General features: G+C 63.0%; 11 protein-coding genes. 7 read left to right on the forward strand and 4 right to left on the reverse strand.

Features of this window, described 5'->3' with window-relative positions; genetic code table 11:
• Positions 1-352 precede the first annotated feature (352 nt).
• Together BUS42_RS17090 and priA are read right to left on the reverse strand one after the other, a co-directional pair.
• Positions 353-979, reverse strand: coding sequence for a PEP-CTERM sorting domain-containing protein (locus BUS42_RS17090; protein ID WP_254053566.1), 627 nt, complete (start codon positions 977-979; stop codon positions 353-355).
• A 529-nt stretch (positions 980-1,508) separates the two neighbouring features.
• Complete coding sequence (gene priA, locus BUS42_RS17095) at positions 1,509-3,806, reverse strand: replication restart helicase PriA (RefSeq protein ID WP_074308185.1); 2,298 nt, start codon at positions 3,804-3,806, stop codon at positions 1,509-1,511.
• Between the two features lie 550 nt (positions 3,807-4,356).
• On the opposite strand from priA, the gene BUS42_RS17100 reads away from it, so the two are divergent.
• The 7 genes from BUS42_RS17100 to BUS42_RS17130 all read left to right on the forward strand — a co-directional run bounded on the left by BUS42_RS17100 (position 4,357) and on the right by BUS42_RS17130 (position 12,041).
• Complete coding sequence (locus BUS42_RS17100) at positions 4,357-5,418, forward strand: acyltransferase family protein (RefSeq protein ID WP_074308187.1); 1,062 nt, start codon at positions 4,357-4,359, stop codon at positions 5,416-5,418.
• A gap of 124 nt (positions 5,419-5,542) precedes the next feature.
• Complete coding sequence (gene nadD / locus BUS42_RS17105) at positions 5,543-6,154, forward strand: nicotinate-nucleotide adenylyltransferase (protein ID WP_074308189.1); 612 nt, start codon at positions 5,543-5,545, stop codon at positions 6,152-6,154.
• 77 nt (positions 6,155-6,231) lie between these two features.
• Positions 6,232-6,966, forward strand: coding sequence for a Uma2 family endonuclease (locus BUS42_RS17110; protein ID WP_074308191.1), 735 nt, complete (start codon positions 6,232-6,234; stop codon positions 6,964-6,966).
• Between the two features lie 204 nt (positions 6,967-7,170).
• Positions 7,171-7,956 (forward strand): sensor histidine kinase, encoded by a 786-nt coding sequence (locus tag BUS42_RS17115; RefSeq protein ID WP_074308193.1) that lies wholly within the window; start codon positions 7,171-7,173, stop codon positions 7,954-7,956.
• 180 nt (positions 7,957-8,136) lie between these two features.
• The gene (locus BUS42_RS17120) at positions 8,137-9,246 is read left to right on the forward strand and encodes a class I SAM-dependent methyltransferase (RefSeq protein WP_074311164.1); all 1,110 of its coding nucleotides are present in this window, start codon (positions 8,137-8,139) and stop codon (positions 9,244-9,246) included.
• 107 nt (positions 9,247-9,353) lie between these two features.
• Entirely contained in the window at positions 9,354-10,223 is an 870-nt protein-coding gene (locus BUS42_RS17125) for a fumarylacetoacetate hydrolase family protein (RefSeq protein ID WP_074308195.1), read from the forward strand.
• Positions 10,224-10,667: 444 nt separating this feature from the next.
• A complete protein-coding gene (locus tag BUS42_RS17130) occupies positions 10,668-12,041 on the forward strand; it encodes a transposase (RefSeq protein WP_074307590.1) in 1,374 nt (457 codons plus the stop codon).
• Positions 12,042-12,633: 592 nt separating this feature from the next.
• Here BUS42_RS17130 and BUS42_RS17135 read toward each other — a convergent pair.
• Complete coding sequence (locus BUS42_RS17135) at positions 12,634-13,503, reverse strand: tetratricopeptide repeat protein (protein WP_074308197.1); 870 nt, start codon at positions 13,501-13,503, stop codon at positions 12,634-12,636.
• Positions 13,504-13,773: 270 nt separating this feature from the next.
• Complete coding sequence (trpS, locus tag BUS42_RS17140) at positions 13,774-14,745, reverse strand: tryptophan--tRNA ligase (RefSeq protein WP_074308199.1); 972 nt, start codon at positions 14,743-14,745, stop codon at positions 13,774-13,776.
• Positions 14,746-15,027: the final 282 nt, after the last annotated feature.

Below are 15,027 nucleotides of genomic sequence, written 5' to 3' on the forward strand. Positions count from 1 at the left end.
GTCAGGGAACCCGATTCGACCGAGGTGGATGCCAGGCTCGAAACGCCCTCGTTGTCGATGACATCGAGCGAAAGAAACGATCCGTGAACAGGCCAAAAGAAGGAACGGCCGGTCTGGGTCACCGGACCGTTCGCCTCAACGGTTGAAGCAGTCTCAAGCGGGGTCGATCCGAAACCGTCGAAGGACACCGGGAAGGCGAACGTCGGCGAGAAGCAGTCGTGGTTGTGGAGCAAGACGCGACACATATCGGATCTCACGGTGCTTGAGCAAGGCGTTGGTTGGGAGAAAAAGCCCCTCGAACAGGAGGGGCTGCGGGACCTTTTTGCTCTAGTAGGAACGTGGCGAGCGGCGATCAGGCAGCCCGCCGGGTACGAACCCGGTGACGAACACCGAGACCGGCCAGGGTGGTCAGGAAGAGAGCGATCGAGGTCGGCTCGGGAACGCGGGTCTCGGTGGTCAGGTAAGCCTGGGCCGAAGCATGACCGTTGTTGGTCGTCGAGGGCACCAGCGACAACGGATTGTCGGTGAAGCTCAGCGTGTTGAGGAACTTACCGGTCGCAAACGTGGGGTTCGTGAGCGGGTCGAACTTCGCCACCACGGACGACTGGCTGGCACCGGTGATGGTTCCATTCAGCGTGCCACTGATCTGGAACGGCGTATCATTGGGGTTGGGAACCTCGCCGTCAACCGAGTTGGCCAAGAACGTAATGTGGAAGGGTGTATTCACATAGGTCGTCGACCCACCGGATGGCAACGCGGCCACCTGGAAATCGCCAAGGCTGAACGCCGACGGCGAATTGAACTGGTTGGAGGTCACCGGGATGAAGCTAATCACGCCCGGACCCGACACTCCGGTCGAATCGATCGACCCCGAGGTGCTGTAATTGATGAGGGTATCCGCTCGCCCACTCGTGGCCGCGAAGCTGACCAGAGCCAGAGCCAAAACACCAGCCCGCAACCCGGTCGACTGACATGACATGCGCATCATTATCCTCCTGAATTGATTGTCGCGCTCGAGCGACTTCGCCGAACTCAGAACCGGGCCACCATCGCTCGACGGTTCGCCCCAACCATTTAGGGCGATGCCCTGCACCGAGGTCTCCTACGATGGGAATGACACGTCCGAATCCATCACTTCGCACGGCCCGAGAACAACTCGAGCCTGACCGTTCCCTCACACCAAATTCCGGTGATCGGGTCAGGTCCGCGGGTGGTGGTCGGTGGCGTGACCGAACCCAAGGGACGACGACATGTGGGGTTTGAGGATGATGAGTGCAAGAGGTGTGTTCATTACCCGGCCTCCGTGCCTGGTCATGTCAGGCGTGCCCTTAGTTTCGTTGTGTGAAACCTCGGAGCGATTCCGAACGAGAGGGAATTTAACCCAACCCCTCCCGGCTGTAAACCGGAATATTTCAGAAAAGGCCGAATTACGCTCAAGTTCGTCGTCGAGATTCCAGAGAGGGCCCGAGGCCGCGACCCGATTCTCCTCGCCTGGACTTCCCAGACCCTCAAAGCAGGTTTACCGGGTCGACGTCAATCGCCAACTCCACCTCGCCCGGCGGCGAGATCTTCGGCGCAACCGCCTGCAAAAGCGCCTGGAGCGGGCGCGGTGACTCGCTCCGCAACCGGAGATGATAGCGATAGAGATTGCGAATCTTCGCGATCGGCGTGGGCGCCGGGCCGTGCATGGTCACGCCTGGCGGAGCGGCGGCTTTCAAGGCTTCCAACAGCTCATTCATAAATGTACGAACCATAGCTTCATCAGGTCCGCGGCCGATCAACCGGACCAGGCGGCCGAACGGCGGCATGCCGAACCGCTGGCGTTCCGGCAGCTCGCAGGCCACGAACCCCTCGTAATCGTGTCGCGAGGCGCAGTCGATGGCATAGTGGTCCGGGGCGAACGTCTGTACCAGGACCCGACCCGGGCGATCGCCTCGACCGGTTCGACCGGCCACCTGGGCCACGAGTTGAAAGGTTCGCTCGGCCGCGCGGAAGTCGGGCATGTGCAGCGCGGTGTCGGCGTTGACCACGCCCACCAGGGTCACATTCGGGAAGTCGAGTCCCTTGGCGATCATCTGCGTGCCCAGCAAGATCCGGATCTCCCCCGAGCGGAACGCCGAGAGCACCTGCTCGTGGCTCCCCGGCATCCGCATCGTGTCCGAGTCCATCCGCCGCGAGACGTAATCGGGAAAGGCCGTCTCGACCTCGCGCTCGAGCCGCTCGGTACCAATCCCGCCATAATGCAAGTTGGGCGCCTGGCAGCTCGGGCAGGCCGGAGGACGCGGACGCTCGGCGTCGCAGGTATGGCAGATCAAGAGCCGACGCCCCTTATGATAAGTCAGGGCGACGTCGCAGGCATCACACTTGAGGACCTGGTTGCAGCGCGGGTTCGGGCAAATCACAAAGGTATGGAACCCGCGGCGGTTGAGCAGGAGCATGACCTGACCGTCGTCCTTGAGCGCGGCGATCATCGCCTGGCGGAGCGGCTCGCTCAGCCCCCCCAGGGCAAGTCGTTCGTGGCTCAGGTCGATCAGTTCGACCTTGGGCATCGGCCGCGCTCCGACCCGCGCCATCATCGGCAGCCGGAGGTACCGGCCCAGCTCGGCGTTCCGCCAGGTCTCGAGGGCCGGCGTGGCCGAGCCCAGGAGGATCGGGATCCGTTCGAGCTGGGCGCGCTTCACGGCCACGTCGCGGGCGTGGTAGCGCGGCGTCGTTTCCTGCTTGAACGTACTCTCATGCTCTTCATCGATGACGATCAGGCCGAGCCGCCGGGCCGGCGCGAAGACGGCCGAGCGGGCGCCGACGATCACCTGGACCTCGCCGGCGGCGATGCTCCGCCAATGCCGGTGCCGCTCCGCGTCGCTCAGGTGGCTGTGGAGCACGGCGATCTTGCCGAACCGGCGGCGAAACCGGCGGATCGTCTGGGGCGTCAGGCTGATCTCAGGGACCAGCACGATCGCCTCGCGCCCCCGAGCCATCACGCGCTCGATGGCGCTCAGGTAAACTTCGGTCTTTCCGCTGCCGGTGACTCCGTGAATCAGGAAGGTTGCGAACTCGTCCCCCTCGAGCGCGGGGGTCATAGCCGCCATCACCGCCGTTTGCTCGTCGGTCAGCGTGGGAATCGGCTTCGCGTCGGAATCCAGGTCGGACGCGACCGACGCGGCATCGAATGCGTCCTTGGAGTGCCGACGCCTCACCGTCTGGACGTACCCGCGCTGCCGCAAGGCCGTGATCGGCCCGGTCGCGCACTTTGCCAGCCGGCAAAGGTCCGCGATCGTCAGCGGCTCGTCCGACCGGCAGAGAACGGCCAGCGCCTCAGCCTGCTTGGGCGGAAGCTGCAACGTCTCGAGCGACTTGCGAATCTCGTCGGGGACCGTCAAAAACGTCCCCACCCGCGTCCCCGCCTGATTCTTGACGCCGGCCGGCACCACCGCATCAAGGGCCTGGCCCCACGAACACGCATAATAGCCGGCCATCCAGCGCGTCAGCTCGAGCATCGCCCGATTGATCAGAGGCGGGTCGTCGAGGACGTCGATGACCTCCTTGACCCGGCTCGGATCCATCCCCGACGGTGCCTCGGCATCAATCCGGACGCAGTAACCGACCGCCGGCTTGTTGCCCCGCCCCAAGGGAACCCGGACCCGTTGCCCCGGACACACAACCGCTTCCAGACGCGCGGGCACTCGGTAGCTGAAGATCTGATCGATCGGCCGGTTGAAAACAATGCCCGCGTACGGGCCGTCGGCCTCAGCGCTCGCCTCGTCGGCGAACCAGTCCGCCTGGCGTTTGCCGTTGACAAGGCTCATCGGCGAATAATCTCACTCGGGAGGACGGATCGTAAAACCTGGAATCTCGCCTGAGTCGGGACTCGTGGCCCACAAAACCCTGTGGATTCGACGGAGACAAAACGCCGTGACCGTGACAATCGGCAAGCGAACCGCCAAAGGAGCCGGAGAAACCGTGACACTCTGAGAAGCGCGGGGAGTATGGTACGGCAACGCTCTCGGAAAACCAAATCAGGCGGCACCAAAACGAGGCGGCGGCCACCCGGAAATTCTATCGGCGAATGGCAACCGAAGGTAGACCGGATCTGAACAGGCGTTCCAAAATGATGCAGCCTGACGCGATCGAGGCACAACGTCGGCTTATCGAGATCCATGAAGCGTCCGTAACCAATGGGTTCAACGGTCCTGTAGGATCAGGTTCCTCGCGAACGACCCAATGAGGAACGGTCCCGAAACACCCCGGCTCTCCAGCGGTCGAGGCGGAATCATGGTGGCAACACATCATACTTAATGCTATCTTTCTCAGATCCGCGTTCTCTGGTGTTCTCTCGGTGGGAACAGGTGACGTCGCATGTCGCATCGGCCGCAACTCGATGGCCTCCGGTTCTTCGCCTTCCTCGCCGTTTTCATTTACCATACCAAGGAATCGCGATTACCCTGGGGTTGGGCCGGCGTCCAATTCTTTTTCGCCCTCTCCGGCTTCTTGATCACGCGGATCCTGATCCGGGGAGAGTCCGGCGTCCTGAGCGCAGACCTGAGGCGGTTCTACCTCCGGAGAACACTCCGGATCTTTCCGCTCTACTATGCCATCATCGCCTGGCTCGCTTTGACGCAACCGCTCGACCACAAGCTCTGGCTCGTCACTTACACTTACAACATCAGAGGATATTTAGACCACTATCTCAGCAACATGTTGGGCCATTTTTGGACGCTCTGCGTCGAGGAGCAGTTCTATCTGCTCTATCCGCTGGCCCTCCTGTTCACCCCTGCCCGACGCCGATTTGCCCTCCTGATCGTCCTGATTGCCGGCTCAAAAGCCTTCCAGACCTATGCCCATCTCAATTTATTTATGCCTTCAGCCCGAATCTTGTTGCCCTATTGCGGCGAAGATCTCCTCTGGGGCTGTCTGGCGGGGCTGGTCGATCTCCATAGCGCTCCCGGCAGACGACTGGGGAAGCCCTGCCTGATCGCAGGGGCCGCAATTCTGATCCTTGCCTGGAACTTACACAAACCGCAGACCACCGGGTCGGTCGGAGGTCAGGAACTGCTGTCGGTGTCGCTGTTCGGGATCGGCTCGGCCCTCACCGTCCTCGGCGCATGGCGAACCACCGACCGTTGGCTCATCGGCCCCCTCTCCTGGACCCCGATTGCCTACCTCGGCCGGATCAGCTACGGATTGTACGCCATCCACTTCCCCGCCCTGAACGGCCACTGGATCGACCAGATCCCGTACGGCTTCATGATCCCCCGTCCCTACGGCGACCTGGCGTTGACGATCGGTCTGGCCGCGGCCTCCTGGCGGTTCTTCGAAGCGCCGATCAACCGCCTCAAAGACCGGATCGCCTCCGCCCCGGCCCTCGAGACCACAAAATCAACGAATCCACAAAGTCCTAAACAGCCTGCTTTTAGGTAAAACCGATTGACACCGCAAGGCGCGTCGGCGCATCCTAAACATCGCGAGAAACCACGATCGACACCTGTGCGTTTGCCCACAAAACCACAAGCGGGCCGGCGATCTCAAAGAAGGTTATCCAACGATGCGACTAGGGCTGTTCGGAGGGACATTTGACCCGATCCATTTGGGGCATCTGATCCTGGCGGAGAAATGCCGTGAGGCTTGCCGACTCGACCGGGTCTGGTTCGTGGTCGCAGGCGCTCCGCCCCACAAGCCGGGCGACCGGACGAGCGTGGCCCACCGCTTGGAGATGGCCCGGATCGCCGTGGCCGGCCACCCTGCGTTTGAAGTCTCCGAGATCGAGGCTCACCGACCCGGCCCTCATTACAGCGTCGAGACCCTTGAGGCGGTGCATGCGGAACGCCCCGGCGACGACCTCTTCTTCCTGGTCGGAGCGGACAGCCTCGCCGACCTTCCCCACTGGCGCGAGCCCGCGCGGATCGCGCGGCTGGCGACCGTGGTCGTGGTCAACCGCCCGGGCATCGACAGGGACGTCGAGGCGGATCCGGCCCCGGACTTCGGTCCCGAGGCGAAGCCCTTGGTCTCGGTCACGATCCCGCCGATCGGCATCGCCTCGCACAACCTTCGCCATTGCCGGGCCGAGGGCCGGAGCATTCGCTACCAGGTCCCCCGCGGGGTTGAGGCCTACATCGAGGCCCAAGGGCTTTACCAACCCACGGCACCGCCCCGATAATTGAATCATCGAAAGCCGCCGAACGATTCCGAACGGATGGCCCCTTCGTACCCTCCACGTCATTCGGAACGACCGCCATGAGCACCCAGACTCGAGGTCCGTCGCAAAAAGAAGTCGTCTACCCCGATAGCGATGGTCAACCCATGGCAGAGAACACCCTCCAATTCGAGTGGATCACCACGATCAAAGGGGGGCTCGATGCCGTCTTCCGGGATGACCCGAACGTCTTCGTCGCGGGAGACTTGCTCTGGTATCCCGTCGAAGGAGAGAACACGATCCGCACCGCCCCCGACGCCATGGTGGCCATTGGCCGCCCCAAGGGTTATCGCGGCTCGTACCAGCAATGGCGTGAAGCAGGCATCCCACCGCAGGTCGTTTTCGAGGTGCTCTCCCCGGGCAATCGCCTGGGGGAAATGACCCGTAAATTCCGCTTCTATGAACGATACGGAGTCGAGGAATACTACGTCTATGATCCCGATCGAATCGAGCTGGCCGGCTGGATCCGTAACGGGGCGGAGTTGGACGAAATTCCGGCGATGGACGGCTGGATCAGTCCTCGCCTGGGCATCCGGTTCGAACTGGCCGAAGACACGATGCGGATCTACGGACCTGACCAACAGCCGTTCGCCACATACCTCGAACTCATCAGACTGCATGAAACGGCCGTGAGTGAGCGGGACGAAGTTGCCAAGCAACGGGACGAGGTTGCGAGAGAGCGGGACGAAGTTGCGCAAGCGCGAGATGCCGAGCAGCTTCGCGCGGATCGTCTGGCTGCGCAACTTAGGGCGTTGGGAGTCGAACCGGAGCGTTAAGCAAGGTTCGCGAAGTATGACGTCCGGGCAGGCTAAACCGGCCGATTGAGGGCGGCAACCGCCGTCCTATCCTACCTCGATCGCCCTGATCCTAGGCGAGTCAAGAACCGTCATTTTGGGCCTCATCCCCGCCGCGGAACCGGTCGATAGGGGAATGGTGAGCCGGTTACGGATGGCCAGGAAGACTTGGTTTTGAGGACGACGATGGCGCCAGCAACAACACACCAGAAGCCGGCCGCGGTCTCGGAAGAGGTTGAGGCCCTGCGCCGCCAGCTCGTCGCGTTGCAACGGGTAAGCAGCCTCGGGGTTCTTGCCGGCGGGATCTGCCACGAGTTGAATAACGCGCTCACACCGATTCTTAATTATGCCAAGCTTGGTCTCCGCAACCCCGACCCCGCGTTTCGCCAGCGGGCTTTCGAGAAGATCCTCGAAGCCGGCCAGAGGGCGTCGGCGATTTCCGGCGGCGTGCTCGGCATCGCCCGACCCCGGGCCGACCGGCGCGAGGCGACCGATCTGGTTCGGCTGACCAAAGAAGTGACCTTGCTCGTGGCCAAGGACCTGTCACGCCACCGGGTCCACCTTGATTTCCAGGCCGTCGGCCAGCCCCACGCCCGGGTCAACCCCGCGCAGATCCAGCAGGTCCTCCTCAATCTGATGATCAACGCTCGCCAAGCGATGCCCGAAGGGGGCACACTCCGGGTCCGGGTCGGCGAGGACGCCTCGGGCCGGATCGCCGAGTTGAGCGTGGCCGACACCGGGATCGGCATCGCCCCGGCCGACCTACGGCGGATCTTCGAGCCCTTCTTCACGACCAAGACCGGACCTGACGCTTCAGGCCAAGGGGGGACCGGCCTGGGACTCTCGGTCTGCCGCGATATCGTCGAGTCGCACCACGGCCGCCTCCGCGCGGAGAGCCGGATCGGCCAAGGGACCAGCTTCACCCTTCGCCTCCCCGTCTGCCCGACCCCCGCCAAGCAAGGAGCCGCCTGATCCTCCGATCGCGTGGGACGATGGGACCACACCTTACGTCATTTCATTGGTCCCTTCGTCCCTGGATTAACGTTGCAATTTCGCGACCGATCCGCGATGGATCCGCCGTCTCGACGCGGGAGCAGCCGCTTCCATAGCCAACTCACCATCGTCCCGATCGCGACAAGAAGGGGTCCCGAGATGGAACTCGCGGAGTTGCAGAAGCATTGGGATGCTTTCGGAGCGGAGGATCCGCTCTGGGCGATCATGACCGTTCCCGGCAAGCGGTTTGGCCGCTGGGACGTCAACGATTTTTTCGAGACCGGCCGCCGACAGGTCGCCAGCCAGGTGGAATACTTCCACGAACGGGGGATGCACTTCAATCGAGGTCGGGTCCTGGATTTCGGCTGCGGCGTCGGCCGGCTCACCCAGGCGCTCGGCGACTCGTTTCAGGAGTGTGACGGCGTCGATATCTCGGCGGCGATGATCGCACGCGCCCGCCAGCACAACCGTCATGGGGACCGGTGCCGCTACCACGTGAATGCCCGCGACGACCTGGCAATCTTTGCCGACAACACCTTTGACTTGGTTTACACCAACATCGTGCTCCAGCACATGCAGCCAAAGTACGCGCGGAGCTACATCGCGGAATTCCTCCGAATCATCGTTCCCGGCGGACTCGTCTTCTTCCAGATGCCGGCAGGAACCGAACCGGCCAACCCTGAGCCGAATCCCTCCTCGACCATAAGCCATCGAGCCCCCCTGCCGGACTCGGCTTTTCGGGCGAAAATCAGCCCGACCGAGCATCCCGCCACCGTCTGGGCGGGCTCGCAATTAGAACTCATCGTACGCGTGAAAAATCTGAGCGGCTGCCCATGGAAAGCGACCGGGCGTGAGTTAGATCGACTCGGGCTCAGGCTCGGCAACCACTGGCTCAACGAGCAGAACCAGGTCGTCGAATACGACGACGGCCGGGCCGACCTCCCGGGGGACCTTGAACCGGGCGAGGAAGTCGACCTCGTCCTGACCATCAATGTTCCCAAAGTCCCGGGCAGTTACCTCCTGGAAATCGACATGGTGGAGGAGTTCGTCTCCTGGTTCAAGGATAAGGGATCCGAGACGTCGGTCCTCCCCATCGAAGTGAAAACTCCGGCCGCCGAGAGAGACTTCACCCCGCAAATGCAGATGCACACGATCGACAAAGATGAAATCATCTCGCTCATCAACAATCACAGTGGCAAGATTCTTGAGATTCAGCGGGTCAACGAAGGCAAGGGGCTGCTCGACTACAACTACTATGTGACGAAATAACGGGCCCCTTCGTCGCGTCAACCCTGGCCTCGGCCGCACAATGTCGGTAGCCTGGGGGCCTGGCGTTATGGCTAGGCTTTCCGGGTAACTGGCAGCGGAGGTCCGAAGTGCGTTGGGTGACCGTCTTGACGGAGCACGGCCCGAGGGCGTGCGGAGTGTGGCAGGGACAATACGTCGACGTCAACGCGGCCGACCCCGAAGCGCCGTCGAGCGTGAAGGGATTGCTGGAGCTTGATCCAGCCCGCCGGAAGCGCGCGTGGGAAGCCCTCGCGCAAGGGGAGAAACGCTACGACCCCGCGGGGGCCACACTGCTCGCCCCAATCCCCGACCCGCGCAAGATCATCTGCCTGGGTTTGAACTACCGCGACCACGCCGCCGAGAGCGGGATGGACATCCCCACCGAGCCGATCCTGTTCAGCAAGTACCCGTCGGCGCTGATCGGCCATCAGGCCGAGATCGTTCTGCCCGCGGTCAGCGAGCAGGTCGACTACGAAGCGGAGCTGGTGATCGTGATCGGCCGGAAGGGCCGGCACATCCCCCGCGAGCAGGCCATGGAATATGTGGCCGGATACACCGTCGGTCACGACGTCTCGGCACGCGACTGGCAGTTGAACAAGCCGGGCAAGCAGTGGATGGTCGGTAAGACCTTCGATACCTTCGCGCCGGTCGGCCCGGAACTGGTGATGTGTGACGAGGTCCCCGACCCGCACGCCCTGGGAATCCGGCTTCGCCTGAACGGCCAGACGATGCAGGATTCGAGCACCAGCCAGTTGATTTTCCGGGTCGATGAAACGATCGCCTACCTCTCGAAAATCCTGACGCTCGAGCCGGGCGACCTGATCTTCACCGGCACCCCGCCGGGCGTCGGAATGGCCAAGAAGCCCCCCGTCTGGCTCAAGCCGGGCGACGTGGTCGAGGTCGAGATCGACGGCCTCGGCACCCTTCGCAACACCGTCAAGGCCGAGTCGCCCGCGTAACCCCTCCCCCTCTTCCGCTCGCCATTAAAGGCGAGCGGAAGAGGTAGCGAGGGCGAGTGGACGGGTCGGAAGCCAGGGAACGATCCGCTCCCCGCTCGACTTTGAGGGCGAACGAAGCAGGAGACGGACGGGAGGGGCTCGCGAAGCACGTGGACCTGGTCTCTCTTTGCATTAGATCATGTGCAAGCCCTGTGCATCACGGGTTGTATTTAGCCCGTGAGCCAAAAACCTGGGCGATCGTTCACGGGTTGAGTCCAACCCGTGGCACCCAACGTCAGTAACTCGGCGTCGTCAACAACGGATGTAACTCTCACCGGACCAGAGAATTACTGCCGCTCCGTGGCTGCGGTTCGTTCGAGAGAAGGGGGGGCAAAAAATCGCCGTTCTTCGTCATGATGGGTGCGGCTAGCAACCGGCACTCACCTGGATTGAGGAAGAACGGCGATGAAGGCAGCTCGGACGCTGCAAGGCTTGCAGCAACCGCAGTCGTTGATCGGCTATGTCCGACAGTTTCTCACCCCGACGGTCTGGAAGCAAGCCCGAGGGGTTGTTCCTCAAAGGCGGTCGGCGCCGCGGTGGGATCTCCAGCCACTGGTCGTGGTCATGCTCGCCATGACCTGGGCCACCGGCGACTCCGAGTCCGAGAGGTTTGAGAAGGCCCGGGGATACTACGTCGCCTGCCATGAGTCGCGAAGACGCCCGGGAAAGACCCTCGTCGGCTTCCAGAAAGCGATGCGACGCGTCCCCATGCGACAACTCAGGGCGTTGGCCGCGGGGGTTCGGCAACAGATCCACGCCCGACTGGGGTCGCGGCGGATTGTCGACGGCTTCGAGCCGATGGGCTGCGACGGCTCGCGGATCGAGTGCCCCCGCACCCCCGAGTTGGAACGGGGACTCGGGCAGGCCGGCAAGAACGACGCGGCCCCCAACGTCTGGCTGACGGCGTTCGTCCACTTGCCCACGGGACTGCTTTGGTCGTGGCGACTCGGCCCGGGCACCGCGGCCGAGCAAGAGCATTTGAGGCACTTGCTCGCCACCCTCTCGCCCGAGGCCCTGATCGTCTGCGACGCCGCTTATATGGGCTTCGATCTGGTCCGGGCGATCCTCGGTGTCAAGCGATCGTTCCTGTTCCGGATGTCGTCGCGGGTCGACCTCTACACCCTCGAAGTGGCGAACCTGGAGGATTGGACCGAAGGCCCTGTCTTGTACTGGCCGAACTATGTCCAGAAGAAAGGGGAAGCGCCGATCCAATGCCGCTTGATCCGGATCCCGGCCAAGGGCAAGGGTAAGGGGTCGGTCAAACGCGACGTCTGGCTCCTGACCGACGTCCTCGACCCAGCCCGGATGTCGGCGGCGACGGCCGCCAAATTCTACCGCTGGAGATGGCGTAATGAAGGACTATTTCGCACATACAAGCGTATAATCAATAAATTGAAACTCGCTAGCCGCACGGTGGCCTTGGTGCATCGCGAGGCCGAGTTGTCACTGCTGGCCACGCAGATCCTCCTGGCGCATGCCGACCTGGCGCTTCGGCCGGCGTCGGCGTCGGCGTCGGCGACCGATGGCCCAGTGATCAGCCCCCGCAAAGTTCTGATCGAGATCCGCAAGGAGATCGACGCGGCCGTGAAACCCAAGGCCAAGTGTTACCACAAGCGACTCGCGGGCTGCCGCGCCGGGTGCCGGAAGCAGAAGAGCCCGAAAGCCACACGCAAGTGGCCTCGTCGCAAACCGCATAAGCCGCCGAAACCGCCTGTGCTCCACACCCTGACTCAGGAACAGAAAGCCTTGCTAAACAAGCACATGAGTGCAGTAGGATGAGGCATCAGTAATCGACGTTGCGTGGCACCCAACGGCGATTGCATCACCACGGCCACCACTCGAAGAATCCAAGAAAACCGAGAACGGCCACCACTCGAAGAATCCAAGAAAACCGAGAACAACGGCTTAGGAACGGGACGTAAATCACTTCCCGAGTCTAACCCCACGAAGGTAGGCCGGGGCGAGACCTACAGCGGTTTACCGTCGAGTGGCGCACGCTCTCGCCGGTTTCAGCCCCAAGGGGGCGGCCCAAGGTAGCCCGGGGCAACGCCCCGGAAAATCGACACCTTTAAATAGCATAGCCCTGTAAGGGCGGCCTAGTTCGAGCGGCGGACTTGCGATGTAGGTCGTTCTGATATAACCTTTTAAGTCGCCCTTTCAGGGCTGCTAAGCCTCGTGGTTGAACCCCCAGGGCGTTGCCCTGGGCTTCCTTGGACCGCCCCGTTGGGGCTGAATTTAAACCAAATAGCCCGAGGCGTATTCAAGACATAAGCTTGTTTTGCAGTTTCAGAGTCTCATATAAGTGTTAACGGCGTAGCGGGGCATGTCCGTGAATCGTTCTGAAATCGGGAAGTTATTTGCGTCCCGTTCCTTAGCGTCTCAGCCGCTCGGTCAGGGTGCGGGTTTCGGGATCGTTGGGGGCGAGCGTCAAGGCGTGCTGGGCTGCACTCAAAGCATCGCCCGCTTTGTGGTCGGCGTTCAGGGCCAGGGCGAGGTGGTAGAAGACGTCGGGGCGATTGGGAAGGTTCTGCGAGGCGATTTGCAAGTCGGCAACCGCCAGCGCCGGGTGGTTCAGGGCGAGGTGCGCCTGACCGCGTCGGAAGTGGGCCTCGGGATCGCCGGGGGTTAGCTCGAGCACCTGATCGAGCCGCGTCAGTGCCTGGTCCGGCTCGCGGCGAGCGAGTTGGAGGGTGGCGATCCGGAGGATGACGGGCGCCGAACTCGGGTCGAGCTCAAGGGTCCGGAAGTAGGCCGCGAGCGCCTCGTCGGGCTGGCCGGACGCCTCAAGAATCCGGCCGCGGGCGAAGTGCGCCTCAGCCTTCTGCGGATCGATTTCGATCGCCGACTCAAGCCGTTTGAGCGCGGGCTCCGCCTGGCCAAGCCGGTCTTCGATCTCGCCCAGGCCAATCAGGGCCCCCACGTACTCGGGATCGATCTCCAGCGCCTTGCGATAGGAGCGTTTCGCTTCGTCGAACCGGTTCTGAAGGTGGAGCACCCGGCCCAGCCGATGGTGAGCCTCGGCCGAGCGGGGCGACTCGACCACGAGCCGGTCAAGGTCGACCCGCGCCTGATCGTAATCGCGACGGTCGATGGCCGCCTGGGCCGACTGGCTCAATTGCTGAATCAAGGCCGACTGGGCTGCCGTGGGGATGTCGCGATCACCGCGTGAGCGGACCGTCGCGCAGCCGGCGAACGCCAGCAGGGCGAATCCACACCCGGCGATGAGGCCCCAGCGCCGCATGCTTCCCCTCCTTGGGGCGGCCTCCAGGAACCAGACAACCGAGGATTCGCCTCCGTCGCCGGCTCTCCGTCAGGCTATCGACACAATCACGTACCGGGTTGAGCTGGTCCGAGGCAACGCACGGCCCCGGCGTCTCGACTTGCGATGGGAACTCCTGGAGGTTCGGCACCTTACGCACGAACGGCAATACGGTCAAGCCCGTTCGATGGGCCGAATTCCGCTCGCCCGTGGGACGGAGTTTGCACCAGCCCAACCCATTTTCCTGGCCCCTCAGCCCACCCCGCACGCCTCGCGGGCTCGGTCGAGGACGATCCGGGCCGTCCTTCGAGCACGGTCGGCCGCGGCGGCGCGAACTTCGGCGACCCGGGTCGGATGGGCAACCAGTTCCGTGCGTCGTTCGCGAGCGGGGGTGAAGGTGGCGATGATCGCCTCAGCCAGCCGGCTTTTCACCTCGCCGTAGCCGATCCCCCCCTGGCGATAGCGCTGTTCGACCTCGGCACGCTCATCCTCGGCGGCGAACAGCTTGAACAGGCCATAGACCGGGCACGTGTCCGGATCCTTGGGGGCTTCGACCGGGGTGCTATCGGTGACGATCTTCTTGCACTTCTTGCGGATGACGGCGGGGTCGTCGAAGATTTCGATCGTGTTGTGATAACTCTTCGACATTTTCCGCCCGTCCAGGCCCGGCACCACGGCGACCGAGTCGAGGATGAACGGCTTGGGCAGGCGGAAGACCTCGCCCCCCTTGCCGTAGACGTTGTTGAACCGCTCGGCAATGTCCCGGGTGATTTCGAGGTGCTGCTTCTGATCCTGGCCGACCGGCACCAGGTCGGCGTCGTAGAGCAGGATGTCAGCCGCCTGGAGCACCGGGTAGGCGAAGAGCCCGTGCTCGGCCGCATGCCCCTGCTGCACCTTGTCCTTATAGCTGACGCACTTCTCCAACCAGCCCATCGGCGTCACGCTGGTCAGGAGCCAGGCCAGCTCGGTCGTCTCGGGGACGTCCGACTGCACGAACAAGGTCGCGCGGTCAGGGTCGATCCCCAACGACAGCAAGTCCACGATCACGTCGAAGACGTAGCCCCGGAGTTGCTCCGCGTCGCGGACGCTGGTCAGCGCATGATAGTCGGCCACGAAGTAGAACGGATCGTTCCCTTCCTGGAGCGCAATGTACTGGCGGATCGCGCCGAAGTAGTTGCCAATGTGCAATGCACCCGAAGGCTGGATTCCCGACAGAACACGCATGGTCAAATCGACTCGCAAAGCGTGGGCGAGAGACGGGGTCTGGCTTCGGGGAACGGGGCTCGCCCTCCGAAACGATCGGAATACTGTATCAGTTTGAGAGACCCGTTCCAATCCAGAGCGAGCATGCGACCCACCCACCCAGGCCGCCCCCTCAACATCATCGTAGACCCAGGTCAATCGCATCCGCTCGCGAATGAGGACCGCTCGGCTCCGTCGATCGCGCCCCGAAGACCCCGTGTTGGCGGTCCCGAAGAGGAATGTTACGATGTGCAACGTGGGAAC

This window comes from Singulisphaera sp. GP187 (assembly GCF_900129635.1).
Taxonomy (GTDB): Bacteria; Planctomycetota; Planctomycetia; order Isosphaerales; family Isosphaeraceae; genus Singulisphaera.